The sequence below is a fragment of the Desulfovibrio piger genome (genome assembly GCF_951793255.1).
Lineage (GTDB): Bacteria > Desulfobacterota > Desulfovibrionia > Desulfovibrionales > Desulfovibrionaceae > Desulfovibrio.
In genome coordinates this window covers 2,738,886-2,762,500 of record NZ_OX636706.1, presented here as the reverse complement: position 1 = coordinate 2,762,500, position 23,615 = coordinate 2,738,886, and the positions used below count along the sequence as shown (strand labels likewise).

Annotated in this window: 20 protein-coding genes, 3 tRNA genes and 2 rRNA genes (1 of these 25 only partly in view); 12 read left to right on the top strand and 13 right to left on the bottom strand. The window is 60.2% G+C overall.

Annotated elements, in window-relative coordinates; all coding sequences use genetic code 11:
• The 3 genes from Q4I12_RS12385 to Q4I12_RS12375 all read left to right on the top strand — a co-directional run.
• Positions 1-1,119 (top strand): 23S ribosomal RNA (locus Q4I12_RS12385) (it extends 1,814 nt beyond the left edge of the window).
• Positions 1,120-1,163: 44 nt separating this feature from the next.
• A 5S ribosomal RNA gene (rrf, locus tag Q4I12_RS12380) occupies positions 1,164-1,278 on the top strand.
• A gap of 471 nt (positions 1,279-1,749) precedes the next feature.
• The gene (locus Q4I12_RS12375; protein WP_302261768.1) at positions 1,750-2,520 is read left to right on the top strand and encodes a DUF4198 domain-containing protein; all 771 of its coding nucleotides are present in this window, start codon (positions 1,750-1,752) and stop codon (positions 2,518-2,520) included.
• Between the two features lie 455 nt (positions 2,521-2,975).
• Here Q4I12_RS12375 and Q4I12_RS12370 read toward each other — a convergent pair whose 3' ends face one another.
• Entirely contained in the window at positions 2,976-3,269 is a 294-nt protein-coding gene (locus Q4I12_RS12370) for a transcriptional regulator (protein WP_168935302.1), read from the bottom strand.
• A gap of 79 nt (positions 3,270-3,348) precedes the next feature.
• Positions 3,349-3,861 carry a 2-amino-4-hydroxy-6-hydroxymethyldihydropteridine diphosphokinase gene (folK, locus tag Q4I12_RS12365; protein WP_302261766.1) on the bottom strand — a complete coding sequence of 171 codons (513 nt, stop codon included), beginning with the start codon at positions 3,859-3,861 and terminating at the stop codon, positions 3,349-3,351.
• 75 nt (positions 3,862-3,936) lie between these two features.
• Here folK and xerD point away from each other — a divergent pair, with 75 nt between their 5' ends.
• From xerD to Q4I12_RS12335, 6 genes are all read left to right on the top strand, one after another.
• Positions 3,937-4,875, top strand: a complete 939-nt coding sequence (xerD, locus tag Q4I12_RS12360) for a site-specific tyrosine recombinase XerD (protein ID WP_204626485.1) — start codon at positions 3,937-3,939, stop codon at positions 4,873-4,875.
• On the top strand, positions 4,875-7,556 hold the full coding sequence (locus Q4I12_RS12355) for a CBS domain-containing protein (RefSeq protein WP_302261764.1): 2,682 nt from the start codon (positions 4,875-4,877) through the stop codon (positions 7,554-7,556). Before xerD ends, Q4I12_RS12355 begins: the two co-directional genes overlap by 1 nt.
• A gap of 62 nt (positions 7,557-7,618) precedes the next feature.
• On the top strand, positions 7,619-8,101 hold the full coding sequence (locus Q4I12_RS12350; RefSeq protein WP_168935299.1) for an HIT family protein: 483 nt from the start codon (positions 7,619-7,621) through the stop codon (positions 8,099-8,101).
• A gap of 25 nt (positions 8,102-8,126) precedes the next feature.
• Positions 8,127-8,567 (top strand): lipopolysaccharide assembly protein LapA domain-containing protein, encoded by a 441-nt coding sequence (locus Q4I12_RS12345; protein ID WP_168935298.1) that lies wholly within the window; start codon positions 8,127-8,129, stop codon positions 8,565-8,567.
• Positions 8,568-8,644: 77 nt separating this feature from the next.
• Positions 8,645-11,365, top strand: coding sequence for a DNA mismatch repair protein MutS (gene mutS, locus Q4I12_RS12340; protein ID WP_297160174.1), 2,721 nt, complete (start codon positions 8,645-8,647; stop codon positions 11,363-11,365).
• A complete protein-coding gene (locus tag Q4I12_RS12335) occupies positions 11,358-11,756 on the top strand; it encodes a DnaJ family domain-containing protein (RefSeq protein WP_168935296.1) in 399 nt (132 codons plus the stop codon). Before mutS ends, Q4I12_RS12335 begins: the two co-directional genes overlap by 8 nt.
• 94 nt (positions 11,757-11,850) lie before the next feature.
• Here Q4I12_RS12335 and Q4I12_RS12330 read toward each other — a convergent pair whose 3' ends face one another.
• Positions 11,851-12,741 carry an acetamidase/formamidase family protein gene (locus Q4I12_RS12330; protein WP_287438162.1) on the bottom strand — a complete coding sequence of 297 codons (891 nt, stop codon included), beginning with the start codon at positions 12,739-12,741 and terminating at the stop codon, positions 11,851-11,853.
• A gap of 22 nt (positions 12,742-12,763) precedes the next feature.
• A complete protein-coding gene (locus Q4I12_RS12325; RefSeq protein WP_204626489.1) occupies positions 12,764-14,143 on the bottom strand; it encodes an APC family permease in 1,380 nt (459 codons plus the stop codon).
• Positions 14,144-14,218: 75 nt separating this feature from the next.
• Here Q4I12_RS12325 and Q4I12_RS12320 point away from each other — a divergent pair.
• The 3 genes from Q4I12_RS12320 (at position 14,219) to Q4I12_RS12310 (ending at position 15,722) form a co-directional block, all read left to right on the top strand.
• A protein-coding gene (locus tag Q4I12_RS12320; protein ID WP_302259955.1) for an IS1 family transposase occupies positions 14,219-14,913 on the top strand; the annotation gives its coding sequence in 2 pieces (ribosomal slippage) (positions 14,219-14,537 and positions 14,537-14,913; 696 coding nt in all).
• A 225-nt stretch (positions 14,914-15,138) separates the two neighbouring features.
• Positions 15,139-15,216 (top strand) — tRNA-Pro (locus tag Q4I12_RS12315).
• Between the two features lie 429 nt (positions 15,217-15,645).
• Positions 15,646-15,722, top strand: a tRNA-Arg gene (locus tag Q4I12_RS12310).
• Positions 15,723-16,229: 507 nt separating this feature from the next.
• On the opposite strand, the gene Q4I12_RS12305 is transcribed toward Q4I12_RS12310, so the two are convergent.
• The 9 genes from Q4I12_RS12305 to Q4I12_RS12265 form a co-directional block, all read right to left on the bottom strand.
• Positions 16,230-16,306, bottom strand: a tRNA-Arg gene (locus Q4I12_RS12305).
• A gap of 152 nt (positions 16,307-16,458) precedes the next feature.
• The gene (locus Q4I12_RS12300) at positions 16,459-17,376 is read right to left on the bottom strand and encodes a DMT family transporter (RefSeq protein WP_302261763.1); all 918 of its coding nucleotides are present in this window, start codon (positions 17,374-17,376) and stop codon (positions 16,459-16,461) included.
• A gap of 259 nt (positions 17,377-17,635) precedes the next feature.
• Entirely contained in the window at positions 17,636-18,376 is a 741-nt protein-coding gene (locus tag Q4I12_RS12295; RefSeq protein ID WP_297160482.1) for a DNA-methyltransferase, read from the bottom strand.
• Positions 18,377-18,625: 249 nt separating this feature from the next.
• Complete coding sequence (locus Q4I12_RS12290) at positions 18,626-19,270, bottom strand: DNA cytosine methyltransferase (protein ID WP_302261287.1); 645 nt, start codon at positions 19,268-19,270, stop codon at positions 18,626-18,628.
• The gene (locus tag Q4I12_RS12285; protein ID WP_302261286.1) at positions 19,227-19,445 is read right to left on the bottom strand and encodes a Com family DNA-binding transcriptional regulator; all 219 of its coding nucleotides are present in this window, start codon (positions 19,443-19,445) and stop codon (positions 19,227-19,229) included. The genes Q4I12_RS12290 and Q4I12_RS12285 overlap by 44 nt, the downstream gene beginning before the upstream one ends.
• Positions 19,446-19,617: 172 nt before the next feature.
• Positions 19,618-20,508 carry a tyrosine-type recombinase/integrase gene (locus tag Q4I12_RS12280; protein ID WP_302261762.1) on the bottom strand — a complete coding sequence of 297 codons (891 nt, stop codon included), beginning with the start codon at positions 20,506-20,508 and terminating at the stop codon, positions 19,618-19,620.
• A 20-nt stretch (positions 20,509-20,528) separates the two neighbouring features.
• Positions 20,529-21,257, bottom strand: a complete 729-nt coding sequence (locus tag Q4I12_RS12275; protein WP_302261761.1) for a hypothetical protein — start codon at positions 21,255-21,257, stop codon at positions 20,529-20,531.
• Positions 21,247-21,771: a phage tail protein gene (locus tag Q4I12_RS12270; protein WP_302261759.1), complete on the bottom strand. Its 525-nt coding sequence runs from the start codon at positions 21,769-21,771 to the stop codon at positions 21,247-21,249. The genes Q4I12_RS12275 and Q4I12_RS12270 overlap by 11 nt, the downstream gene beginning before the upstream one ends.
• Positions 21,772-22,811: 1,040 nt before the next feature.
• Positions 22,812-23,615 carry a hypothetical protein gene (locus tag Q4I12_RS12265; protein WP_302261758.1) on the bottom strand — a complete coding sequence of 268 codons (804 nt, stop codon included), beginning with the start codon at positions 23,613-23,615 and terminating at the stop codon, positions 22,812-22,814.

Genomic DNA, 23,615 nt, shown 5'->3' with positions numbered 1-23,615 from the left:
TAAAAACATAGGTCTGTGCCAAGTCGTATAGACGACGTATACGGACTGACGCCTGCCCGGTGCTGGAAGGTTAAAAGGAGGAGTCAGCGCAAGCGAAGCTCCGAATTGAAGCCCCAGTAAACGGCGGCCGTAACTATAACGGTCCTAAGGTAGCGAAATTCCTTGTCGGGTAAGTTCCGACCTGCACGAATGGCGTAACGATCTCCACACTGTCTCGGCCAGAGACTCGGTGAAATTGAAGTCGCGGTGAAAATGCCGTGTACCCGCAGAAAGACGGAAAGACCCTGTGCACCTTTACTATAGCTTGACATTGGGATTTGAGCCTGCATGTGTAGCATAGGTGGGAGGCTGTGAACTCTGTACGCCAGTATGGAGGGAGCCATCGTTGAAATACCACCCTTGTTTGTTCAGGTCCCTAACTCCTTGCCGTGATCCGGTAGGAGGACAGTGTCTGGTGGGTAGTTTGACTGGGGCGGTCGCCTCCCAAAATGTAACGGAGGCATGCAAAGGTTCCCTCAGGCTGATTGGAAACCAGCCGTCGAGTGCAAACGCAAAAGGGAGCTTGACTGCAAGAGAGACATCTCGAGCAGGTACGAAAGTAGGTGTTAGTGATCCGGTGATCCCGAATGGAAGGGTCATCGCTCATTGGATAAAAGGTACGCCGGGGATAACAGGCTGATCGCATCCAAGAGTTCACATCGACGATGCGGTTTGGCACCTCGATGTCGGCTCATCACATCCTGGGGCTGAAGCAGGTCCCAAGGGTACGGCTGTTCGCCGTTTAAAGTGGTACGCGAGCTGGGTTTAAAACGTCGTGAGACAGTTTGGTCCCTATCTTCTGTGGGCGTAGGAGAATTGAAAGGGCCTGTCCCTAGTACGAGAGGACCGGGATGGACACACCACTGGTGGACCTGTTGTCGTGCCAACGGCACAGCAGGGTAGCTATGTGTGGAAGGGATAACCGCTGAAAGCATCTAAGCGGGAAGCCTGCCTTAAGATAAGTTCTCCCTGACGCAAGTCCTGAAGGGCCGAGGTAGACGACCTCGTTGATAGGCTGGAGGTGGAAGCCCTGTGAGGGGTGGAGCTGACCAGTACTAATAGCCCGTGCGTCTTGTTTCTCGAAAAAACCTTCCATCCCTGTTTCAATAAATTTACCAAATTTCTTTGGTAGCCATAGAGGAGAGGGTACACCCGACCCCATTCCGAACTCGGAAGTTAAGCTCTCCATCGCCGATGATACTGCATAACGTCATGTGGGAAAGTAGGCCGCTGCCAAAGATTGTTCGAGACCCCCTTGCAGCTCTCAGCGCGAGGGGGTCTTTTTTTGTCCCCGCTCCGCCGGGGATTTTTTTGTTTTGGGGACGGCAGGCAGGCGCCTGGAGATTTGAAGAGAGAACAGCTTGCGGGGAGGGAAACCTTTTTGGAAAAAGGTTCTCCCTCCCCGCGCCCCTCCCTTCCAAAAACTTTTGTCGCTGGGCCTGTGCGAGGATGGAAGTGCCTGTGAAGAAGAGCAGGCGGCTTCCATCTGTAGCAGGCAGAGCCTGAGTTCCCTGCTGCAGTCATGCCTTTGGACAGCTTTACCGAGAGATCCGCAATATTGACAGGGCGTTGCCTTTTGGCTGACATGTAGCGTAAGTGGGAAGAGCCCAAGCAAGTTGCAAAGTCAATGTGCTATTTTTTCGTACCTGCAGGTATCCGCGGGACAGTGGGCGAATATCCCTATTTGACGAAATCCAAGGAGAAAGCAGCATGTGGAAAATAGTATGCATGGCAGTTGCCCTGCTTATGTGTCTGAGTGGCCGGGCGGAAGCCCAGTTCAGTATGCTCATTCCCTCATCTTCGACGGTAATGGAAGACAAAGAATCTTCCTTGAAGCTGGATGTTTTCTCCGCCTATCCTATGGAGATGCGGGGCCTGGATATGCAGCCGCCCAAGTCCCTGACTGTTACCAGGGAAGGGAAGGTGGAAGATCTCAAGGCGATGCTCAAGCCGGCTACCATCATCGGGCATCAGGCCTGGCGGGCTGTCTATGAGGTCAAACAGCCCGGCGTGTACCAGTTTGCCATGGAGTCTGCCCCCTATTTCGATCCCGAGGAAGACCGTTTCATCATCCACTATACCAAAACAGTTGTAGCTGCTTTTGGCGACGAGAAAGGCTGGGATGTTCCTTTGGGGCTGAAAATGGAGATCATTCCTCTGACTCGTCCTTTTGCCAACTACAGCGGCAATATCTTCCAGGGCCGTGTGCTGCTGGACGGTAAACCGGTTCCCGGTGCCGAGGTGGAAGTGGAATACTACAATTGTGATGATCTCTATACGACCCCCAACGTCTATTTCATGACCCAGGTGATCAAGACGGATGAGAACGGCGTCTTTACGTACTGCGCCCCCTGGCCGGGCTGGTGGGGTTTTGCGGCCCTGAAGACGGACAGGAAAAAGATGGAGCATCAGGGCGCACTCAAGGATGTGGAGCTGGGGGCGGTGATCTGGATGGAATTCACCGCACCACTGAAGAGATAGATGAAGACCTGCCCCAGTTTGATAGCGGCTCAGCGAGATTTGGTACGATCTTCCTACGACCAGCCATTCTCCATAGTAGACGTCCACTACTAGGTCGGAGATACAGGATGATTTCCGGAGGACGCCTGCGGGATTGCGTGCGGACATCGCCCAGGTAGGCGCATGTCCTCGGGTGCTGGTCCGCATGGCCACATCTTCAGACGGAACGATGATGAACTGCTCGGGATTCGCCGGATTCCGGGCAGTTCCTGTTTGGGGCCTGGAGTTAGTATCGGCAGTTGGTTGGGGGCTGGAAAGGACGATTTTTGTTTGCCCAGGGAATCCTGCCTGGAAGAAGGAAGGCACTGTCCCCTATACCTAGGGGACCTGCGGACCTCCCTCGCTCGGGCCCGCTGCCTGCAAAAAGAAAAAGCCCGTACGATGACGGGCTTTGGGGATCGGGATAAACGCACCGCTTAGTCGCGGGGCGGGAGCTCACGGCCGCCTTCTTGGAGACGTTCCAGGAATTTGTCGCGGCATTCGTAGCTGCAGAAACGGTAGACCTTGTCGCCGTCGCGCACGGAGATATTACCGTCCACGGAGACATAGGTGCCGCATTCAGGGTCTTTGACCATCTCGCCGGCAGCGACCTTGCGCTCGACTTCAGCGGCCTGGTCTTCGGCGTTTTCCTTTTTCTTCTTCAGAAAATCATTGGCAAACAGTCGGTACAGGACGTAAACGGCCAGACCCAGCACAAGCCATTTCCACATATGGTCGCTCTCCTTCTCCTGCGTAGAGCAGGGTCTCATTCTTTATCGCAACCCAGGATAGCATAAGAGTTTTTGCGCGTCACTGAAAAATTCTCTGACCTTCCTGTCGATACTTGAGCCCGGCCAGCCATTGCGCCGGGGTACGTCCGTGGATGCGGCAGGCGGCGCCCACATCACAAAGAGGGATGAGGACGAAGGCGCGCTGGCACATGCGCGGGTGGGGGACGATGCTTTCCGGCGCGTCGCACTGGCTGTCCCCAAAGAGCAGCAGGTCCATGTCGATGCAGCGCGGTCCGAAGCGCAGGGCCGGATCGCTGCTGCGTTGTCTGCCCAGCAGTTTTTCCTCCGCCAGCAAGGCCCGGACGAAGCTTTGCGGGGTCCAGTCGGCCTCCAGCTCCATGCGGACGACCTGATTGTGGAACCAGGGCTGATCCGCATAGTCCTGCGGTTCGGTCAGGTAGATGCCGGAGAGCGCATCCACCCGGGCACGGGGCAAGGCACGCAGCCGCTCCACGGCCAGGGAGAGCATATGGGCGGCATCGGGAGTGTTGGAACCCAGACAGACAAAAACGGTGATGGTCGGTGCAGTCATGGCCTCCTTGTAGACATTTGCCCGGATGCTGTCAAAAATCTTGCCCAATCCGTCCAAGGCAGCTAGCATGATGACATGACGGAAAAAAGTGCATTGCCTGAGGCGACGGAGCGATCTCTGCAGATCCTGAAAAAACAGATCCCGGCCTGGGGGGAATACCTGCTGGCCCAGCGGGGCCTTTCCATGCGTACGGTGGTCTCATACCGGCAGGATCTGGAAAATTTTTTCCTTTTCCTCGACGAGCTGGATGCCGGCGACAAGACCAGCCTCGATGAACATGACCTGTTCCTGTATCTGGCCTGGCTGCGAGCCCGGAAGAATGCGGGACGCACGCTGGCCCGGCGCTTGTCGGCATTGCGCGGCTTTTTCGAGTATACGGTGGAAGAAGGCCTGCTGGAGAGCAATCCCGCCAGCCTGCTGGAAAGCCCGCGTCTGCCCCAGTATCTGCCGGAAGTCCTGAGCAAGGCCGAGATGGACCGCTTGCTGCAATTGCCGGACATGCGCGAGAAATGCGGCCGTCGTGACCGTTGCCTGCTGGAGATGCTCTATGCGGCGGGCCTGCGCGTCTCGGAGGTCTGCAACCTGCTGGTGGCGGATGTGGACATGCAGCGGGGGCTGGTGCTGGTGTCGGGCAAGGGCGCCAAGGACAGGCTGGTGCCGCTCCATTCCCTGGTGCTCGATCTGTTGCAGCAGTGGTTGTCCTTCTGGCGTGACGACTTTTCGCCCCAGAGCCGCTACCTTTTCCTCAACCGTTCCGGCAAGGGCCTGAGCCGCCAGTACGTCTGGAAGATGGTCAAGAAATACGCCTTGCTGGCGGGCATACGGCGCTCCATCTCGCCGCACACCTTCCGCCATTCCTTTGCCACCCACCTGCTGGAAGGCGGGGCTGACCTGCGGGCCGTGCAGCTTTTGCTGGGCCATGCCGACATCAGCGCCACCGAGATCTATACCCATGTGCAGGCCGAGCGCCTCCATGCCCTGCACAGGCAGTTCCATCCACGGAGTCAGTCGTAATGTCCGCATCTTCTCCCCGGATCCTGGTCACCTGCCATGCCAATGCCGATTTCGATTCCTTTGCGGCCATGCTGGCTGCCCACTTCCTCTACCCCGGCAGTCTGCTGCTGTTTCCCGGGACGCAGGAGCGCGGCCTGCAAAAGGTCGTGGCCTCGCTGGATGCCAAACGCTACCATCTGACCGAAAGTGCCGACATCCCTTGGGACGAGATCACGCATCTCGTGCTGGTGGATACGCGCCAGCGGGAGCGTGTCCGGCATGTGTCGACCCTGCTGGACAGGGAAGGGGTGACCGTCGAGGTCTGGGACCATCATCCGGCCTCGTCCGAGGATGTCCCGGCCCAGACGAGTCATGTGGAGACCGTGGGCTCGGTCACGGCCCTGCTGGTGCGGGAGCTGCGGCAACGGGGGATCGTGCTGGAAGCCGCGGACGCCACCCTGCTGGGGCTCGGCATCTACGGGGACACGGGCTCGTTCACCTACAGTTCCACCACGCCGCTGGATTTTGAAAGTTCCGCCTGGCTGCTGACCCAGGGCATGGATGTCAACGCCATCAACGAGATGGCGGCCCATGAGCTGACCAGCCTGCATGTGCGGGCCCTCAACAGTTTGCTGGAGTCGGCGCGCGTCTATCATATCAACAATGAGCCGGTGGTCATCGCCGAGGCCTCCATGGAACACTACCTGGGGGATTTCGCCTATCTGGCCCATCGGCTGATGGAGATGGAGAAGTTCACGGTGCTTTTTGCCGTGGGCCGCATGGAAGACCGGGTGCAGGTGGTGGCCCGCAGCCGCAGCGATGCCATCAATGTGGGCCGCATCTGTGCGGAGCTTGGCGGGGGCGGGCATGCCTATGCCGCGTCGGCCTCCATCCGCAACCTGACCCTCAACGAGGTCCATGACGCCATCGTGCGCAATCTGCACATGCAGGCAGGGCCGGAAAAGACCGCCAGCGATTACATGTCGTCCCCGGCGGTGGGGATCGAGTCGGACCGCAGCATGCGTGAGGCCGATACCCTGATGATGCATTTCGGCCTCAAGGCCGTGCCTGTCTTCAAGCCCGGGACACGCCACTGCATCGGCATCCTGGATGCCCAGACGGCTTCCCGCGCCACCAGCCACAAGCTGGGCGACCGGCCTGTGGACGACTACATGCGTCGCAATATCAAGAGCCTGGCCCCGGATGCGCCTTTGCGGGACATCTCGTCCATCATCGTGGGCGGCCGGCAGCGTCTGGTGCCCATCGTGGACAAGGAACTGGTGGTGGGGGTGGTGACCCGCACGGACCTCATCAACGTCATGACCTCCGAGCCCGGTCAGGTCCTGGACTATCAGGAAAACAACTCGCGCGAGCGCAATGTGGCCAAGCTGCTGCGTGACCGTCTGCCCGCACGGGTGCGCCATTTGCTGGAGCTGGCGGGCCGTCTGGGGCAGCGGCTGAACATGCCTGTCTATGTGGTGGGCGGCTTCGTGCGCGACCTTTTGCTGGACCGGCCCAACCATGACGTGGATTTCGTGGTGGAGGGCGAAGGCGTGACCTTTGCCCGGGCCCTGGCCGCCGAACTGGGCGGCCGTGTGCGTGAACACCGCAAGTTTTTGACGTCCATGGTCATCTACCATGACGAAGACGGCCTGGAACAGCGCATCGATGTGGCCACCGCGCGCCTGGAGTATTACGAATCCCCGGCGGCGCTGCCCACGGTGGAGCTTTCGTCCATCAAGATGGACCTGTTCCGGCGAGACTTCACCATCAATGCCCTGGCCATCCGCCTGGACTGCACGCCCTACGGGCAGCTGGTGGACTTTTTCGGCGGGCAGCGTGACATCAAGGAAGGCGTGCTGCGCGTGCTGCACACCCTGAGTTTCGTGGAAGACCCCACACGCAGCCTGCGGGCGGTGCGCTTTGAACAGCGGTATGGCTTTCATATCGGGCCCAGCGCGGAAAAGCTCATCAAGAACCTGCTCAGCCTGCATATGCTGGACAAACTGTCCGGAAAGCGTATCTTCAACGAATATACCCATATATGTGACGAAGACGATCCCGCGGCCTGTTTCGAGCGCCTGGATGGCCTGGGCCTGTTGCGGGCCCTGGGGCCCTCCCTGACCCTGACGCCGAGCAAGCGCCAGATCCTGCAGCAGGTACGCTCCATGCTCAACTGGTACCGCCTGCTGTATTTCGATGAGAGCGTCGAGAACTGGCTGATCTACTTCCTGGCCCTGGGACACCGGCTGAACTATGCCGAAGTCTCCGCCAATTTCGCCGCCCTGGGGCTGCCCGAAGGACGCAAGCAGGAGATCTTGCAGCAGCGGGAGTCCATGCGGCATGTGCAGCCCAAGCTGGCCCGCTGGCAAAAGGCCTTTGAGGCCGGGACAGGCAGGATCAGCGAGCTGTATCTGCTGCTGGAAAAGTTCTCGCTGGAGTTCCTGCTCTACATCATGGCCGGTGTGGAAGACAGCGGGCTGCAAAAGAACCTTTCCCGTTACATCACCCAGTGGCGCCGTGAAAAGCCGGATATCGACGGCCGGGATCTGCGCGACATGGGCATCGCGCCGGGACCGCTGTTCGGGCGCATCCTGCGGGCCGTACTGGTCGGCAAGCTGGACGGAGAGACCCCGGATGCGGACAGCCAGCGTCGTCTGGCGCTGGACATGGCCCGGCAGGAAGGCGTATTTCCTAAATAAAAGAGCGGCGTTCAGGGCAGGACTTGCCCTTGAAGCGCAAGCCGTGTATTGAGGAAAAGAAAATGAAACAATTGTGGACGCCTTGGCGCATCGAGTACATCCTTGGTCCCAAACCGGACAGCTGTGTTTTTTGTCTTCCCGAAAGCAGGGATGAAGACGAGGAGCGACTGGTCCTGTACCGGGGCAGGCATGCTTTTGTGATCATGAACAAATTCCCGTACAGCAACGGGCATATCATGGTCTGTCCCTATCGGCATGTGATGGCGCTGGCCCAGCTTGAAACGGATGAGACGCACGAGATCATGGACCTGATGCAGCGCTGCACTCTGGTGCTGCAGGAACATTTTCACTGCGAAGGCATCAATATCGGCCTCAACCAGGGGCAGGCTGCCGGAGCCGGTATCCGGGAACATCTGCACTTCCATCTCGTGCCGCGCTGGAACGGGGATTCCTCCTTCATGGCCGTGATGGACGAGGTGCGCACGATCCCGGAACATCTGCGCAGCAGCTATGCTCATCTGAAGCCGTATTTCGACAGGTTTTGAACACCACCGCGCAGAGGAGGAGACTATGCGCTATATAAAGGTCCTGTTACTTGTTCTGCTGATTTTCTTCAGTCTGGTCTTCTTCTTCCAGAACCAGACGGCCCTGTCGACGGCCATGACGCTCAAACTCAATCTCTTCTTCGTGCCTGAGATGACGTCCATCCCGCTGCCGTTCTACTTCATCGTCATCGTGGCCTTCTTCGTGGGCGCCCTGCTGGCGGTGGCCCTGCTGCTGTGGGACAAGATGCACCTGACGGCCCGTTACATGAAGAGCAAGTGGCGTGTGTCCGCTCTGGAACGTGAAGTGGCCAAGCTGAAGAAGAGCCTGGACGGTGAGACCGCGCGCGGCGATTTCCTCCGCAAGGTCTCCCAGGAAAAGGCCCAGGCCATCGAAGCCGCTCCCGCCAAGGAGAAGGCCGAGGCCAAGCCGGAAGAAGTGACCGCTCCCGATCCTGACAAGGCCTAGTCCCTTTTCCCCGCGCATCAGGCGCATTTTTCTGCAGCGGCGTCGTCCTTGGATGGCGCCGCTGCGCAATTACGCATATGGCAGAAAAAACTCCCAAGCTGACTCCCATGTTCGAGCAGTATCTGCGCATCAAGGCCGACTACCCTGATGCGCTGCTGTTCTACCGGATGGGCGACTTTTACGAGCTCTTCTTCGACGATGCCGTCACCGCGGCCCGGGAACTGCAGATCGCCCTGACCAGCCGCAGCCGGGACACGGAAAACCCCGTGCCCATGTGCGGTGTGCCCTGGCATGCCGCACAGGCCTACATCGCCCAGCTCATCGACAAGGGCTTCCATGTGGCCATCTGCGACCAGACCGAAGACCCCAAGGCCGCCAAGGGGCTCGTGCAACGGGCCGTGACCTGCGTGGTGACGCCCGGCACCGTACTGGAAGACGCCAACCTGGACGCCCGCAGCCACAATTATCTGGGAGCCGCTTTCTGGGAGGGACACAACGGGGCCTTCGTCTGGGCGGACATCTCCACGGGCCAGTGGTCCGGCATGGAGGTGAAGCGCCTGCCCGAGCTCTGGCAATGGATCCAGAAGCTGGCCCCGCGCGAGCTGCTGGTGCCGGACGACAAGGAGTTGCCGCCCAAATGCCTGCTGGAAGGCGTGCGCCTGCTGCGTCGTCCCGTGGCCGGTTTCGACGCCCGCAAGGCCGAACGCCGTTTGCTGGAAGCCCAGTCCGTGCAGGAACTGGCAGCCCTGGGCCTGCAGAACAAGCCCTGCCTCGTGCGGGCCTGCGGCGCGCTGCTGGTCTATCTGGAGCAGACCCAGAAGCGCCGCCCCGAGCATCTGATGCCCTTCCAGCCGCTGGACCTGGGCCGTCACATGCTGGTGGACGACGTGACGGAACGCAATCTGGAGATCTTCCAGCGCCTCAACGGCCGCAAGGGCAAGGGGACCCTGCGTCATGTGCTGGACGATACCATGACGCCCATGGGCGGCCGCCTGCTGGAAGACATGCTGCGGCATCCGTGGCGCGAAGCGGCCCCCATCCTGGCCGTGCAGGACGCCGTGGCCCTGCTGCACGATGATGACAACCGCCGGGCCCTGTTGCGGGAAGCCCTGAAGGACGTCTATGACCTGGAGCGCCTTTCCACGCGCGTGACGGTCAACCGGGCCACCCCGCGGGATTTCATCGCCCTCGGCAACAGCCTTGCGGCCCTGCCTGCCGTTCTGGCGGCCCTGACGCAGCCCTTGGACGGGAAATATCCGTTGCCCGGGCAGGAGAACGGGGAGGACGCGCCCCGTGTCATCCATGAGCTGCTCAAGGGCTGGGACGATCTGGCCGATTGTGCGCATCTGCTGCGCAGCGCGCTGGTGGACAGCCCGCCGGTGGTCATCACGGACGGCGGCCTGTTCAAGGCCGGGTACAATGCCGAGCTGGACCGTCTGCTGGATCTGGTGGAACACGGCGAGCAGAAGCTGCAGGAAGAGCTGGCCCGCGAACAGCAGGAGACCGGCATCGCCAAGCTCAAGCTGGGATTCAACCGGGTCTTCGGCTATTATTATGAATTGAGCAAGGCCGCGCACAGCGGGCCGGTGCCGGAACATTTCATCCGCCGCCAGACCCTGGCCAATGCCGAACGCTTCACCACGCCCGCCCTCAAGGAGCTGGAAGAAGCTCTCCTTTCCGCTTCCGAAAAACGCAAGACGCTGGAATATCAGCTCTATCAGGATCTGCGCACCTTTATGGCCCAGCAGCGGGAGCGCATCCTGCACATGGCGGACGTCATCGCCCATCTGGACTACTGGCAGAGCCTTGCCGAGGTGGGGCGCCGCAACGGCTGGTGCCGTCCCGAACTGGACGGCAGTGCCGACATTTTCATCGAGGAAGGCCGCCACCCGGTGGTGGAGGCCATGATAGGCGCGGCCAATTTCGTGCCCAACAATATCACGCTGGATGCCCGGCGCCGCCTGTGCCTGCTCACCGGTCCCAACATGGCGGGCAAGTCCACGGTGCTGCGGCAGGTGGCCATCATCTGCCTGCTGGCGCAGACCGGTTCCATGGTCCCGGCCACACGGGCGCGCCTGGGGCTGGTGGACAGGCTGTTCTCGCGTGTGGGCGCTTCGGACAATCTGGCCCAGGGGCAGAGCACCTTCATGGTCGAAATGATGGAGACGGCCCGTATCCTGCGGCAGGCCACCAAGCGCAGCCTGGTCATCCTGGACGAGATCGGGCGCGGCACCAGCACCTATGACGGTGTTGCCCTGGCCTGGGCCGTGGTGGAAGATCTGGCGGCCCGGGCGCATGGCGAAGTGCGCACCCTGTTCGCCACCCATTATCACGAGCTGACGGCGCTGGAAAAACGCGTGCCCGGCGTGTTCACCATGAATATCGCCATCCGGGAATACGGGGGCGACATCCTCTTCCTGCACAAGCTGGTGCCCGGCCCTGCGGACCGCAGCTATGGCGTGGAGGTGGCCCGCCTGGCAGGCGTGCCTGCGCCGGTGGTGCAGCGGGCACGGGCCATCCTGGCGGAACTGGAGCAAAGCCGGGGCGAGGGAAAGCGCATGTCGCCCCAGACGGAGACGCTGGCGCTTCCCGGCATGGAAAAGCGGGTCGCCCGCGAAGAGCCTCCGTCTTTGCCCATCGACATCCCTGCCGCACCGGCCGCCGGGCCGCATCCGCTGGTCCTGCTGCTGCGGGACCTGGATCCCGAGGAGCTTTCGCCGCTGGCGGCCCTCAAGCTGATCATGGAGTGGAAAAAGCTCTGGGCCGATGCTCCCGATACGGAGGAAAAACATGTCTGAGGTCAGCCCCTGGTCCGTCATCCAGTCCATTGCCGAGCGCCGCATCGAAGAATCCATGGCCAAGGGCGATTTTGATGACCTTCCCGGCCGGGGCAAACCGCTGGAACTGGAAGACGACAGCCATGTTCCCCCGGAGCTGCGCATGGCCTACAAGGTGCTGCGCAACGCCGGCTGTGTGCCGCCGGAACTGGCCGAGCGCAAGGAAATCAGCAATCTGGCCGACATGCTGGAACATTGCGAGGACGAGCAGGAGCGCGTGCGCCAGATGCAGAAGCTGCGCTTCATGATCCTGCAGGCCCGCATGAAGCATCAGCGTCCCCTGAATCTTGATGACGACACGTATTACGACCGCCTGCTGGAGCGGCTTTCCCGGCACGACAGGAAAAAATAGCCTCTTCTGTTTCTCAGGCAAAAGGACACGAAAAAAGGCTGCCCGCAAGATGCGGACAGCCTTTTTCAGTATCGTCGTGTCGGACGGTCAGCTGCTAGCCAACCAGGGGACGCTTCATGTCGGCCTTGGGCACGCCCAGGCGCACGATGAGGTCTACTTCGCAGGGCTTGCAGGCCTGGCAGACTTCCAGGTCGCCGCGCAGGGACATGTACAGGTAGGCGTCGGTGGCATCCCAGCCGGTAGCGGCAGCCACCAGGCCCTGCATCTGCACGCTGGCGTGGCGCAGGGCTTCTTCATAGCCGGCGGCGCTGGCCATGGTGTACCAGGTGTCGGCGGTCTCCAGCACGGGCCATTCCAGCGGGCAGTTCTTGATGACGCTCACGCGGGCGATGACGGTACCGTTGATCTCCAGACCGGTGCCGCACAGTTCGCTGTCACCCATGACGGCGTGCATGTCGCCCATCTGCACCAGACCACCTTCCACGCGCACGGGGAAGTAGGCGGTGTTGCCCTTGACCATCAGCTTGCAGTCCAGGTTGCCGCCGTGGCTGCCGGGGTAGCCGCAAGGCACGCTCTTGCCCTTTTCGGGGGCCACGCCGATGACGCCGATCATGGGATTGATGGGGAAGGTCACGTCATTGAAGACGGCCTTGCCGTTTTCGATGGGGATGCGCTTGGTGCGGGTCTCGCACTTGTCCCAGAGGGGGCCGATCTTGGGCAGGGTGGTGGTACCGATGGTGTCGCACTGCACGTCCAGCAGTTCCACCTTGATGACGTCGCCGGGCTGGGCGTCGCGCACGAACAGCGGGCCGGTGGCGGGGTTCATCTTGCTGTAGTCGCAGCTGGTCACCAGCTGGCTTTCGGAATGCATCTGGTTGCTGAAGCAGTCCTGGGTGCGGAAGATGACGATCTCGCCGGAATCGATGGTGCCGGTGGGTTCGTTGTCGGCACTGAAGGTATAAACGACCTTGTCAAAGTACTGCATGATTCAACTCCTGCAATGAAGGTTACACCATATCGCTCTTGCGGAAGGCTTCGGGGACGACCTTGTAGCCCTTGCTCTTGACGTAGCCGATGACCAGGCCGATGGCCAGCCAGCTGAAGCCCACGATCTGGGTCATGCTGTCGAAGGAGAGCCACACATAACCGAGGATGAGCACGCCGCAGAAGGGGCAGATCACATAATTGAGCAGGGCCTTGCCGCCGCGCATCTTTTCACGACGCCAGAAGAAATTGTACACGGCGAGGTTCAGCAGGATGAAGGAGGTCAGGGCGCCGAAGTTCACCAGGCGGGCCAGGTCTTCCACGGTGGAGAGCTCGGCCACCAGGATGGAGAAGATACCCACGGCGATGGTGGCGATGTAGGGGGTCTGGAAGCGGGGATGCACCTTGCGGAACAGGCCGGAGACGCCGGGCAGCACGTTGTCGCGGGACATGCCGTACAGCACGCGGGAGGTGGCGGCCTGGGCGTTCATGGTATTGGCGATGCCCACGGCCAGGATGTTGACCACCAGCAGGACCTTGCGGAACCAGTCACCGGCGGCGAGCTCGGCAGCGTCGAAGAAGGCCGTGTCGGGGTTCATCTTGCTCATGTCGGGCTGGATGATGGTGGCCACGTAGGTCTGGAGCATGAACAGGAAACCGATGCAGAGCAGGGCGGCCATGGTGGCGCGGCCGATGGTCACTTCGGGGCGGTGGGTCTCTTCGGCCAGGGTGGAGATGCCGTCAAAGCCCAGGAAGGAGAGACAGGCGATGGTACAGGCCAGGCCGATGAACTGCAGGTTCATCTCGCCGGGGCGATACAGGGGATCCATGACCAGCTGGCCGGTGCCGCCGCCTTCACCAAGGACGTAGTTGAGGCCGAAGCCGATGAACAGGGCCAGGACCACGGCTTCCACATAGAACATGATCCAGTCGGCACGAGCGGTATAGGTGATGCCGCGGACGTTGATGAGGGTATTGATGCCCACGAACACGATGACCCACATCCAGCGGGGGGTGGCCGGGAAGAGTTCCACACACCAGTTGGCGGTCATCAGATAGAGCAGGGCGGGCACGAACACATAGTCCAGCAGGATGAGCCAGCCGGCGATGAAGCCCACATGGTGGTTCAGGCCGCGCTGCACATAAGCGTAGACAGAGCCCGCGATGGGGAAGCGGTTACTCATCTTCATGTAGCTCAGGGCCGTGAAGAACATGGCGCAGATGCCCACAAAGTAGACAAAGGGCGCCATCATATGGCTGTCTTTGGAAATGTAGCCATAGATGGACATGGGGGCGATGACCACCATGAACAGCATACCGTAAACAAATACGTCCTTGAAGCTGAGTTCGCGCTTCAGCTCCTGGCCGTAGCCAAAATTGTCCGTGGAACCTGTGTTCGACATAAAGCAACCTCAAAAAAATTTGAAAGTATTGCATAAAGAATGTTATAATGGCATACTCCAGTTAAGGAGTTCTTTATGCAATACTGTCCAAAATGTGCGTCAGAGCGGATTGTGAAGAATGGAAGACACTTGGAGCGTCAGAGATTTCGCTGCAAAGACTGCGGTTTTCAATTTACCCGTGACACTCCCAGAGGACGACCGGCAACGGAAAAGGCAATGGCCATCCTGCTTTATACTTTGGGCCTTTCGTTTAATGCCATAGCACGTATTTATGGAGTTGCAACATCGACCGTCATGCGTTGGGTCCGGGATTTCGCTGAAAAAACTTATGAAAAGCCTTCTCCTGGGGAAGCTGTCATCATAGAACTTGATGAGATGTGGCACTATTTGCATTCAAAAAAAACAAACTATGGCTCTGGAAAGCTTATTGTCGCGATACCGGTCAACTCATTGACTGGGAATGTGGCAATCGTGACCAAAGCACTCTTGCAAGATTGATGGCAAGGCTTCGCCGCTGGTCTGTCTGGTTCTTCTGTACCGACAACTGGAAAGTATATCCACGGGAAATACCCGAGGACGACCTCATTCAAGGAAAACGGGGAACCGTGCGAATTGAGCGAAATAATGCCCGCCAAAGACACTGGTTTGCCCGTTTCAAACGTAAATCTCAGGTGGTTTCAAGGTCCTTGCGAATGGTTGATCTCACAATATCTCTCTTTGCCAGATTTCATGTGAACGGGCAAAGAGAAGATATTTTATCATTCTTTTAGCAATACTCTCAAAAATTTTTACCGGGCAGACGAACCGGTATGTGCATTTTAGCCCCTTTTTTCATAAAGTCAAAGCCTAATTGCCCGATATGCGCAAAACATGTACCGCCATGTCCGGGACTCCGCCGGGCAGGAACGGATACCACCTGACATGAGCGGAGAAAAATTTTTTTGAAAAAAAAGCTTGCATACGGCAGGCCTTCGGTGTAATGTCCTCTCTTGCAACGGGATGTGGCTCAGTTTGGCTAGAGCGCAGCGTTCGGGACGCTGAGGCCGCGCGTTCAAATCGCGCCATCCCGACCATAAAAAAACAGACGGGTTCCAGTGAAGCTGGAGCCCGTTTTTTTATGCTGCAAGCGGTATGTGGCCCTTGCCTTGTACTGCCTGTGCCCGTGAGGGGGGAAGGGGGCCGCCTCTCAGCCCAAAGGGGGCCAGTTTTTTTGAACTGTCGCAATCGGTGGGACCAGGTCGCTGGGTAGTTCGTGTTCCAGGGGGAACAAGCCTTTTCACGGGCTGATTCTGTCCCCGGCTTTTGCGGTAACATCAGGCAGCTAGCCTGCGTCGTCAGACGGTGTTCCTATGGCGGCATAAAGTGTGGGGAAAGGGGCCTGGGCTGCCATGCGGTCCCATCGAAAGCGGGACGGCTGATAAGAGCGGCTGCATAAAAATTGATTTTTTTACGCAAAAATGTTTGACAGGGCAGGGCGATTGCTATACATAGCTTTTCACGACGCGCTCGTAGCTCAGCTGGATAGAGCAACAGGCTACGAACCTGTAGGCCAGGAGTTCGAATCTCTTCGGGCGCACCACAACAAAAACAAGCGGTTAGCTGTAACAGGCTGACCGCTTTTTTGTTGTCTTCTGCATTTTGGGGCCCCGCGTGAGGACTTTTTAAGAGATGCTTGGCTGACACGCGTGCGCACCCGTCAGCCAGCACGCAACAGGGATGGCAAACAAGGCCGTGGGAGGACTGCAGACGACAGGAGCTGGTCCGCCTGGCAGAGGGAATGTCTTCGCGTCAGCCCAAGTCCCGTGTGCCTTGTTTGGGTCTTCCATTATTGGCTAAAACGGGCTGGATCAGCAAACAGAGAAAGGGCGTGTGGGGATGTCTAAATGACACCCCCACGCCCTTTCTCGTTTGGAGCAATCTCTAGCCACCGGCCCCACGTCGAAAAGGTGCCGAGCGCTGTTCTCAAGTTTCGTAACAGCTCACAACCGTAAACTTATTCGCAGCAGCGCGCAGGATGGTCGCAAAATGGTCGCAAAGCCCAAAAAAATGGGACACCGTTTTTACCGGTATCCCATTGATTTTATTGTGGTGCGCCCGGCAGGAATCGAACCTGCGGCCTACTGCTTAGGAGGCAATCGCTCTATCCGACTGAGCTACGAGCGCGCGTCGTATCTTGTAAAGCAGTCTGACGCGCGCTGTCAAGTTGAAGCTGGCGGGCGGAAGGTCCTGTATTTCCAGGCTGAAGGCAGGCCGTTTTGCGCCGCCAAGCAGGAAGAATCCTTTGTGGGGATCCTGCCGTGCGGCGTGCGATCGGGTCAGGATCGCTTGTGCGGCAGGTGCAGCATGGGGCCAAGCGCGATGCCCATGGCCCCCAGCACGACGACGACAGCTCCCAGCAGGCTGAGCAGGCCCAGGTGCTCCAGAGGAAAGACCTGGGGCAGGACCAGCGCCCCCAGGGCTTCCAGGCCAAGTGTGAACAGCGGGGTGGTGGTGACCACAGCGCTGACCTTGGCGGCATGCCAGTTCTTCATGGCCGTGGAAAAAGCACCGTAGGCGACGATGGTATTGATGCAGGCAAAGATCAGGCAGGCCGTCTGCAACGAGTCCAGCTCAAGAAAGGCCGAAGGAGTGGAGAGCGGCGTCAGGGCCAGGGCACCGGCAAGATAGATGAAACGCATGATGCGCCCGGGTGAGATCGTGCGCAGCAGGACTTTCTGGGCGATGCCGTAGCTGGCCCAGACGACGGCGGCCATGATTCCCAGCGCCATGCCGATGAGCATGTCACCGTTGGCCAGCTCCAGCAGCCGGGTGTTGAAGAACAGCAGAAGGCCCCCAAGCAGGACGATGACGCTCCCCCCCTGGATGGGGAGGAAGGGCTCGCGCAGGACGAACACACTGCCCAGCAGCAGGAGGACGGGGCCCGCCTGTGCCAGGATCTGGCAGGCGGAGGCGCTGAGGTAGGCCACCGACGAGTTGAAGAACACGAAGTTGCAGCTCAGGCCCGCAGCGGCCAAGACCAGCAGAATCTTTTCCTGGCGGCCCAGCGGCGTGCTGTTGCCGGGATGTCGGCAGGAAAGGCCCCATGTCCAGGCGGCAGCTACCCAGAAGCGCAGGCAGACGATGGAAAGTGCATCCACCGTGGAAAGCAGGTGTTTAAGGGCCAGCGGCAGGGCCCCCCAGAATAAGGCCGTGAGCAGGGCCAGCATCAACCCGGTAGCGTTGGAACCCGGCATGTTCATCCTCCATTGCGCGTTACGGGGGGCACCCTACAGCTTTGTCATGGGCTTGTCATGCGGAAATGAAGGCAGGGGGCGGGCCGAGCCATGAGCGGACGGGGCAGGGCTCCGGCATGGTAGACGCTGCAGCAGCCGTTACATCGTGATGCGCGCCGTTAAAAATCCCCTTGAGGAAGCGTAATAACCTGTGTGGCTCGATATTTCATAGGACGCAACATCATTGCAAAAAGGCGGGGTCCTGCGACCTCGCCTTTTTCTATGTGCGTTCAGCGAGCACGGCTGTCAGCCTACTGCGGCTGATTTCGTAATACTCTGGCGACAGCTCCATGCCGATATAGCTCCGGCCAGTCCTGATACATGCCTCGCCCACGCTCCCACCGCCCATGAACGGGTCCAGGACAGTTGCCTGTGGAGCCGCCACAGCCAGCAGGTCTTCGATGAGCTCCACCGGCTTGCTGGTCAGATGCACTTTTCTGGCGGCAATCACAGGGTAGCCATACACGCCAGGCAAGCAGGTTCGCGTATGGGCAATGAAACGCCCTTTGACGGCGAACAGCACATATTCGCACTGCTGGCGGAACTTGCCGATTTGCGGGCGGGCACTTCGCTTGTCCCAGGGCACGATGCCCAGCCATTTCCACCCTGCGGCTTGCACGGCATCACTCAGGGCCGGAAGCTGCCTCCAGTCGGTGAACACCATGAGCGGTGCACCTTCGCGGGCAATGCGCCAGCATTCGCCGAGCCACAGCGTACACCACATGATCCAGCTATGCTGATCCTTGGAATCGCCCAGCATGGGCGGATATTGCTTCTTTGTTCCACTGGACTGATATTTTTGTGCCGGGTCGGCCTGTCGTGCCCCCAGAGTGACGCCTCCGCTGGAATACGGCGGATCGGTGAGGACTGCGTCCACGCTTGCCTCAGGCAAGGTTGTGAGGACGCGCAGGGCATCCCCCTGATAGAGCGAGATACCGTCCGTTTGAAAGTGAGAATCCATATATTTCTTCTTCAAAACGGGGCTCGTGGCCCTCATCGCTGGAACTCTCGGTTCTCAGGAGTCAAACGGCATGGGGGAAACGCGCCTTCCCTCGCGCGCCATGATGCAGGCTCCCACAGCATATGCCTGCTGGGGCAGGATGCCGTTCCCCAGAGCCTTCAGGCGGCTGCGCCATTCAGGAAGAACCCGCCGGGGAACGGGCGGGATATTTACGGGATAGTCCAGCCCTCCGGCACGCCCATCATCCACTCAATAAAGGACGGGGCCGGGATATGCGTGCCGGACGGCTTCGCGGCTTTGCCCGACAATCCGTATTCCAAGCCAAGCAAGTATGCCGAAAGGTTGGTCGACTTCTCCCACGATTCTTTGGAGCGGAGATAAAAGCCTACGCTCTGGGTCAGGGCCGTTACTGTGGGGGAAGGCAACAACAAACACGCGTTCGCGCCGATGAGGGGCACCAAGGGCGGCTGCGGAAAGCACTTCCCATTCCGCATCATACCCGATCTCGGCCAAATCTTGCAGGACGATCTCAATTCCCCTGGCGAGCAAGCCCCGGACGTTTTCGATGATGACGTACCGGGGACGTATTTCTCCGATGAGTCGTGCGTATTCGAGCCACAGGCCGCTGCGCGTGCCCTTCTTGATTCCCGCATGTTTCCCTCCCTGGGATACGTCCTGACAGGGGAAGCCGCCGCAGAGCACGTCCACGGGCGGCAGTTCAGAGCCTTTCAGAGTATTCACATCCTCATAAAGAGGAATGTCCGGCCAGTACCTTGCGAGAACCATCCGGCAGAACGGGTCGATTTCGCAAAACCATTGATGCCTGAATCCCGCCCAGCTCAGGCCAAGGTCACACAGACCGGCTCCGCTGAACAGGCTGCCCACTTTCAGCATGACAATGCTCCTGTGGACGCTCTGGATGTTCCGAATTGGGGCGCGTGGCCCGCAGAATGTTATACGCCCCGCAGCGGGAGCATTTGTGTTCCAGATACACTTCGATTGCCCAAGCCTTAGCCAGCAGTTTGCCGCAATGGCGGCAACGGATCTCGGTAAGTTGCTCCTGTTTCATGGTATGCAATCATGTTGCGCCCCATGATATAAACGCCTATACTGATGACGTCTCTCGCCGAGACTTCAGACAAGGCGGATACTCTGCGGATAGAGGGTCGTTTTTCTATCCGTGGGGCCGTGGCGGGCTTGTCAGGCCCGTCGGTGGGGGCGCTGCAACGCCCCCGCCACTGTCAAATCTTGTCCAGCCGCAGGCCGGGTGCGGCATTGACCGCTTGTTTCCGCAGCCTGTAGCGCGTGTGCTGATAGACACGCAGCAGCATGGTGGGATCAGCATGGCCCATGACCTCAGCCACCGCTTGCACATCCGCGCCATGCTCAAGAGCTTCCGTGGGCATGGCATGGCGCAGGCTATAAGGCGTTATGCGCCGCGTGATGCCCGCCGCTTTTCGGGCCTGATGCCAGGCATGGCCTATGCAGCGCACAGGGCGGCCCTGCCAGTGGATGACCCACGGGCAGCCCTGTTTCTCGTCTTCCCCTCTCCACGCCCGCAACAGGGGCAGGATGTCGTCCCGGATGGGGACGATCCTGCTGTCTTCTTGGGCCCCCTTGGCAGCGTTGGGCATCCTCATGTAGCCCGCCGCCAGTTCCACGTCCCCCCAAGTGAGCCGGAAAAGCTCGCTGGGGCCGATACGCGGCCCGGCCGCCATGCCCAGGACGATCACACGCCGGATATGCGGCGCGGCTACCTTATACATACGCACGGCCTCGGCCCGCGTGGGCGGATCAATGCGCCTAGCCTTCGGACGATGCAGCCGGAAACCCGCCAGAGGCGACGCGGGCAGGCGGCCCGTCTCCACGGCCCAGGCCAGGGCGGTACGCCACAGGCGGACGCGGTGGTGCGCTGTGGTGGCCATGACGCCGCGCGCCTTCTGGGCGGCCAAAAACTCCTGCATCTGGGCCGCGCCCACCCGGCGGGCCTGCCAGCCCCCGAACAGGGTCAGCAGCTGGTTGAGGTGATGCCGGGTACTGGTGCGGGTCACGTCCCGCGTGATCTGGTGGGCCAGATAGTCCTCTGCCAGTTGGCGGGCCGTCATGGTCGCCCGTTTGTGTTTTGTTGCCATATGACCTCCTTGTGGGAGGCCTATAGCATGTTCTCCAGTCTGGCCATGAGCGCCTGCGCCTGGCTGCGGCTCATATGCGGGCCACGGTGCCCTTCAAGACGTATCCACCAGCGTGTGGCATGGCAGTTCTCGGCCCGGACCTGTCCGCCCGCTGTGGCCACCAGCCCCCGGCAGACACCGGGCAGCCAGTTGGCCGGACGCAACAGGCCGCGCGGGCCTTCGTCGTTCCAGCTTTGGCCGATGTGGGCCAGCCAGTCCCGCACCATGATATGCCAGCCGCGCCAGAGACAGGATTGGTCAAAGACGCAGCCCACGGCCTCGATGCTGCCGCCGTGATGCGCCCAAGCCCCGAAGGACCGCACGTCAAAGCGGTCCGGAGCGCCCCAGTTGCGGATCAGGCAGTCCTGCAGGATGACCCGCATGCCGGACTGCGCTTCCGGTCCCCGTCGCCCGAAGTTCTCAAGAACGCAGCCCTCGAAGGTGACGGTCTTGCCGCGTTCAACGTTCAATTTATCCGTATCCCCGGAGCCGCACAGCACCAACTTGCCCGCGCCCCGGATGACACAGCGTCGAAAAACGGCACTGCTGCCCCATACCACGCCCACAGCCTCATCCAGCTGATCCAGCGGGCAGGCCGACAGGTCGATGAGGCAATCCTCCACCAGCCAGTCCTGCCCGTTGCTCATATCCAGGCCATGCCCGCCCGTGTCCGGAGCGGTGATGGTCTGTCCCGCCAGGCTATACGTCATAGTCCACGACCACGGCCTGCACGGCCTCTACGGTCTCGGCGGCCTCCACGGCGGCCAGCAGTTCGTCACGGCGGGCGGCATGCAGAGCCTGCACATACGCCAGCCCCTCCGCATCATCTACAGCCAACAGGGCCGCGCCGATGCTCACGTCCTGCGCCGTAGGAGAAGCGGCGGGCATGGTCAGGGAGGCCGCCAGAGCGGCGTCGTAGCCGTTCTGGATCTCGCTTTGCTTGGCGGACTTGGCATCGGGGAGCGCACGGGCGGCAGCCTCCTCGGCGGCTTTCTTCTCCAAGCGTGCTTTTTCCGCCTGCCAGAGCTTCACGAACGGCGCGACCTGCTCGTCATAATCCTCAGCAGTCAGTGGCTGGTTGGGGCCATCCGTCCACTCGGTATGGCCAGTGCCCCCACGCCATTGCAGGGCATGCAGATTTGTCGGGGCGTCAAACGGGAAAACGAGGGCCGCGCCATCGACGATGATCAGGCTATCGGAGGGGACAACAGTAACAGTGGGCATGGTAGCAACCTCCACAGCGGTTTATGGTGTGAGAATGAGAAGGCATTTGCCAGGGGTAGAGTGTCGGGGGCGTCGTCTCGTGACCGGCTCCGCCTTGTAAAGCGCGATGCGCCTTGATTTGCTCTGCCTTGGCCACAATTTCATCGTCCGTTATTTCCCGCATTCCGTGCGGCATCAATTCAAACCACATAACGATTCTCCATTGTTGGACTTTTCAATTATCCAGCAGACTGTCCGGCACTGTGGGCGCCACGACGCTCACCGTGGCGCAGCTGGCCAGCCATGGGCATGGCATCAATATCCCGACCGAATACAACGGCGAGGGGACCCGCTATCGACAGTGGGTCAATACCAAGTCGGGAAATACCTCTGCGACCGGTGGCTCCCAACCCCACACCCATGATCTGACCGGGGCGTCTGGCGAGGCCAACGGCCTGCCCCCGTATTACGCCCTTTCGTTCATTATACGGACGTCCTGATCCGGCGGCTGACGTAGCTTGCAGGGCCTTCGGCCAGCCTGTCCGGCACTGTCGGCAGCACGACCTTGAGCGTGGCGCAGATGCCAAGCCATACTCATACGTTCAACAAGGGCACTTATGGCGATATTGCAGAAGCCAAGGGCAGTGCGAACTCCGGCAAACAAACGACTGATGCAACAGGCGGATCGCAACCCCATAGCCATGCCCTGGAGGGAACTTTGGACGATGCTTCCAACCTCCCCCCGTACTATGTGCTCTCCTTTATTATGCGCACCGCATAACAAAGGAGAGGGCGTAGTACGGCGGTAGTGTATCGGCTTTCCCGGCCTCCCCGGAGAGCGCGTGTGCATGCGCTTGGGAACCGCCTGTGGCATCCGTGGGCTGTCCGTCGCTCGGCGGTTTGCAGTCATTGCCATCATTTGTACCGTTCCAGCCATACCATGCCGTCACCTTGCGATAACCATGCGTATGGCTGGGCATCTGCTCTTTTGTGAGCGTGGTCTCGCCCACAGTGCCGGACAGACCCGGTCATGCCCCCCGCAGGCCGCGCCTTCTGCCGGATTAAGCCGTCCGCATGATCCACGCCAGCGCGTAGTACGGGGGCAGGCCGTTGGCTTCCCCAGATGCCCCGTCCAGCGTGTGCGTGTGGGATTGAGAGCCACCAGCATTGCCGGTGTTTGCTGTGGTAGTATTCTGCCAGAACATGGGGGAACCGCTTGCATATCCGCAGTCGCGGCTTGATGCGCGGGAAATATAACTATGGCCATGCGCTGGCATCTGCTCCACCGTGAGCGTGGTCTCACCCACAGTGCCGGACAGACTGTGTGAATGCGTCTCCGAGCCGCCAGTGGAGCCGGCCGGGTGGGCATCGGACGCGCCCAGAATCATACGGCCCAGCAGGTTGGGCACGGTGCCGCCCTTGCCGTCGCTGCCGCCGTCGCACAAGACCCAGGACGTATCCGGTTCCGAGCTGCCCAGCGGTATGGGATGGCGGTTTCCCTCACCACCGAAGGAACCGGCAAAGGCCACTACCGTGCCGGGCAATACGGCGGAGACCAGTACGTCCAGGGTGCCGTCTTCCCCTATCTGCAACCCGGCCCCGGGTTTGACGATACCGGCGGTCTCCTTGCTGGCGATGGGCACACGCTTGCTGATCAGCTTGCCGATGGCCTGGAAAAGCTGGGTCAGGTCTTCGCTGCTGGGCGTGAGGCCTGCCTGTTTGATGACGTGCAAAAGCTCCCGCTGGCCCTGCTCAATGGCAGCCGCGGGTACGGGCGAGCCAAGGATGCCGAGTTCCGGGTTGCCGTCGACATAGTGGGCTTCTTCGCCCTGGGCTTCCTGCCCGATGGGGGGCGCGTATTTCAT

Coding starts and splice junctions, on each gene's coding strand:
- Q4I12_RS12375 (WP_302261768.1), top strand. CDS start 1,750: ATGTGGAAAATAGTATGCATGGCAGTTGCCCTGCTTATGTGTCTGAGT.
- Q4I12_RS12370 (WP_168935302.1), bottom strand. CDS start 3,269: ATGTGGAAATGGCTTGTGCTGGGTCTGGCCGTTTACGTCCTGTACCGA.
- folK (WP_302261766.1), bottom strand. CDS start 3,861: ATGACTGCACCGACCATCACCGTTTTTGTCTGTCTGGGTTCCAACACT.
- xerD (WP_204626485.1), top strand. CDS start 3,937: ATGACGGAAAAAAGTGCATTGCCTGAGGCGACGGAGCGATCTCTGCAG.
- Q4I12_RS12355 (WP_302261764.1), top strand. CDS start 4,875: ATGTCCGCATCTTCTCCCCGGATCCTGGTCACCTGCCATGCCAATGCC.
- Q4I12_RS12350 (WP_168935299.1), top strand. CDS start 7,619: ATGAAACAATTGTGGACGCCTTGGCGCATCGAGTACATCCTTGGTCCC.
- Q4I12_RS12345 (WP_168935298.1), top strand. CDS start 8,127: ATGCGCTATATAAAGGTCCTGTTACTTGTTCTGCTGATTTTCTTCAGT.
- mutS (WP_297160174.1), top strand. CDS start 8,645: ATGGCAGAAAAAACTCCCAAGCTGACTCCCATGTTCGAGCAGTATCTG.
- Q4I12_RS12335 (WP_168935296.1), top strand. CDS start 11,358: ATGTCTGAGGTCAGCCCCTGGTCCGTCATCCAGTCCATTGCCGAGCGC.
- Q4I12_RS12330 (WP_287438162.1), bottom strand. CDS start 12,741: ATGCAGTACTTTGACAAGGTCGTTTATACCTTCAGTGCCGACAACGAA.
- Q4I12_RS12325 (WP_204626489.1), bottom strand. CDS start 14,143: ATGTCGAACACAGGTTCCACGGACAATTTTGGCTACGGCCAGGAGCTG.
- Q4I12_RS12300 (WP_302261763.1), bottom strand. CDS start 17,376: ATGCCGGGTTCCAACGCTACCGGGTTGATGCTGGCCCTGCTCACGGCC.
- Q4I12_RS12295 (WP_297160482.1), bottom strand. CDS start 18,376: ATGGATTCTCACTTTCAAACGGACGGTATCTCGCTCTATCAGGGGGAT.
- Q4I12_RS12290 (WP_302261287.1), bottom strand. CDS start 19,270: ATGCTGAAAGTGGGCAGCCTGTTCAGCGGAGCCGGTCTGTGTGACCTT.
- Q4I12_RS12285 (WP_302261286.1), bottom strand. CDS start 19,445: ATGAAACAGGAGCAACTTACCGAGATCCGTTGCCGCCATTGCGGCAAA.
- Q4I12_RS12280 (WP_302261762.1), bottom strand. CDS start 20,508: ATGGCAACAAAACACAAACGGGCGACCATGACGGCCCGCCAACTGGCA.
- Q4I12_RS12275 (WP_302261761.1), bottom strand. CDS start 21,257: ATGACGTATAGCCTGGCGGGACAGACCATCACCGCTCCGGACACGGGC.
- Q4I12_RS12270 (WP_302261759.1), bottom strand. CDS start 21,771: ATGCCCACTGTTACTGTTGTCCCCTCCGATAGCCTGATCATCGTCGAT.
- Q4I12_RS12265 (WP_302261758.1), bottom strand. CDS start 23,615: ATGAAATACGCGCCCCCCATCGGGCAGGAAGCCCAGGGCGAAGAAGCC.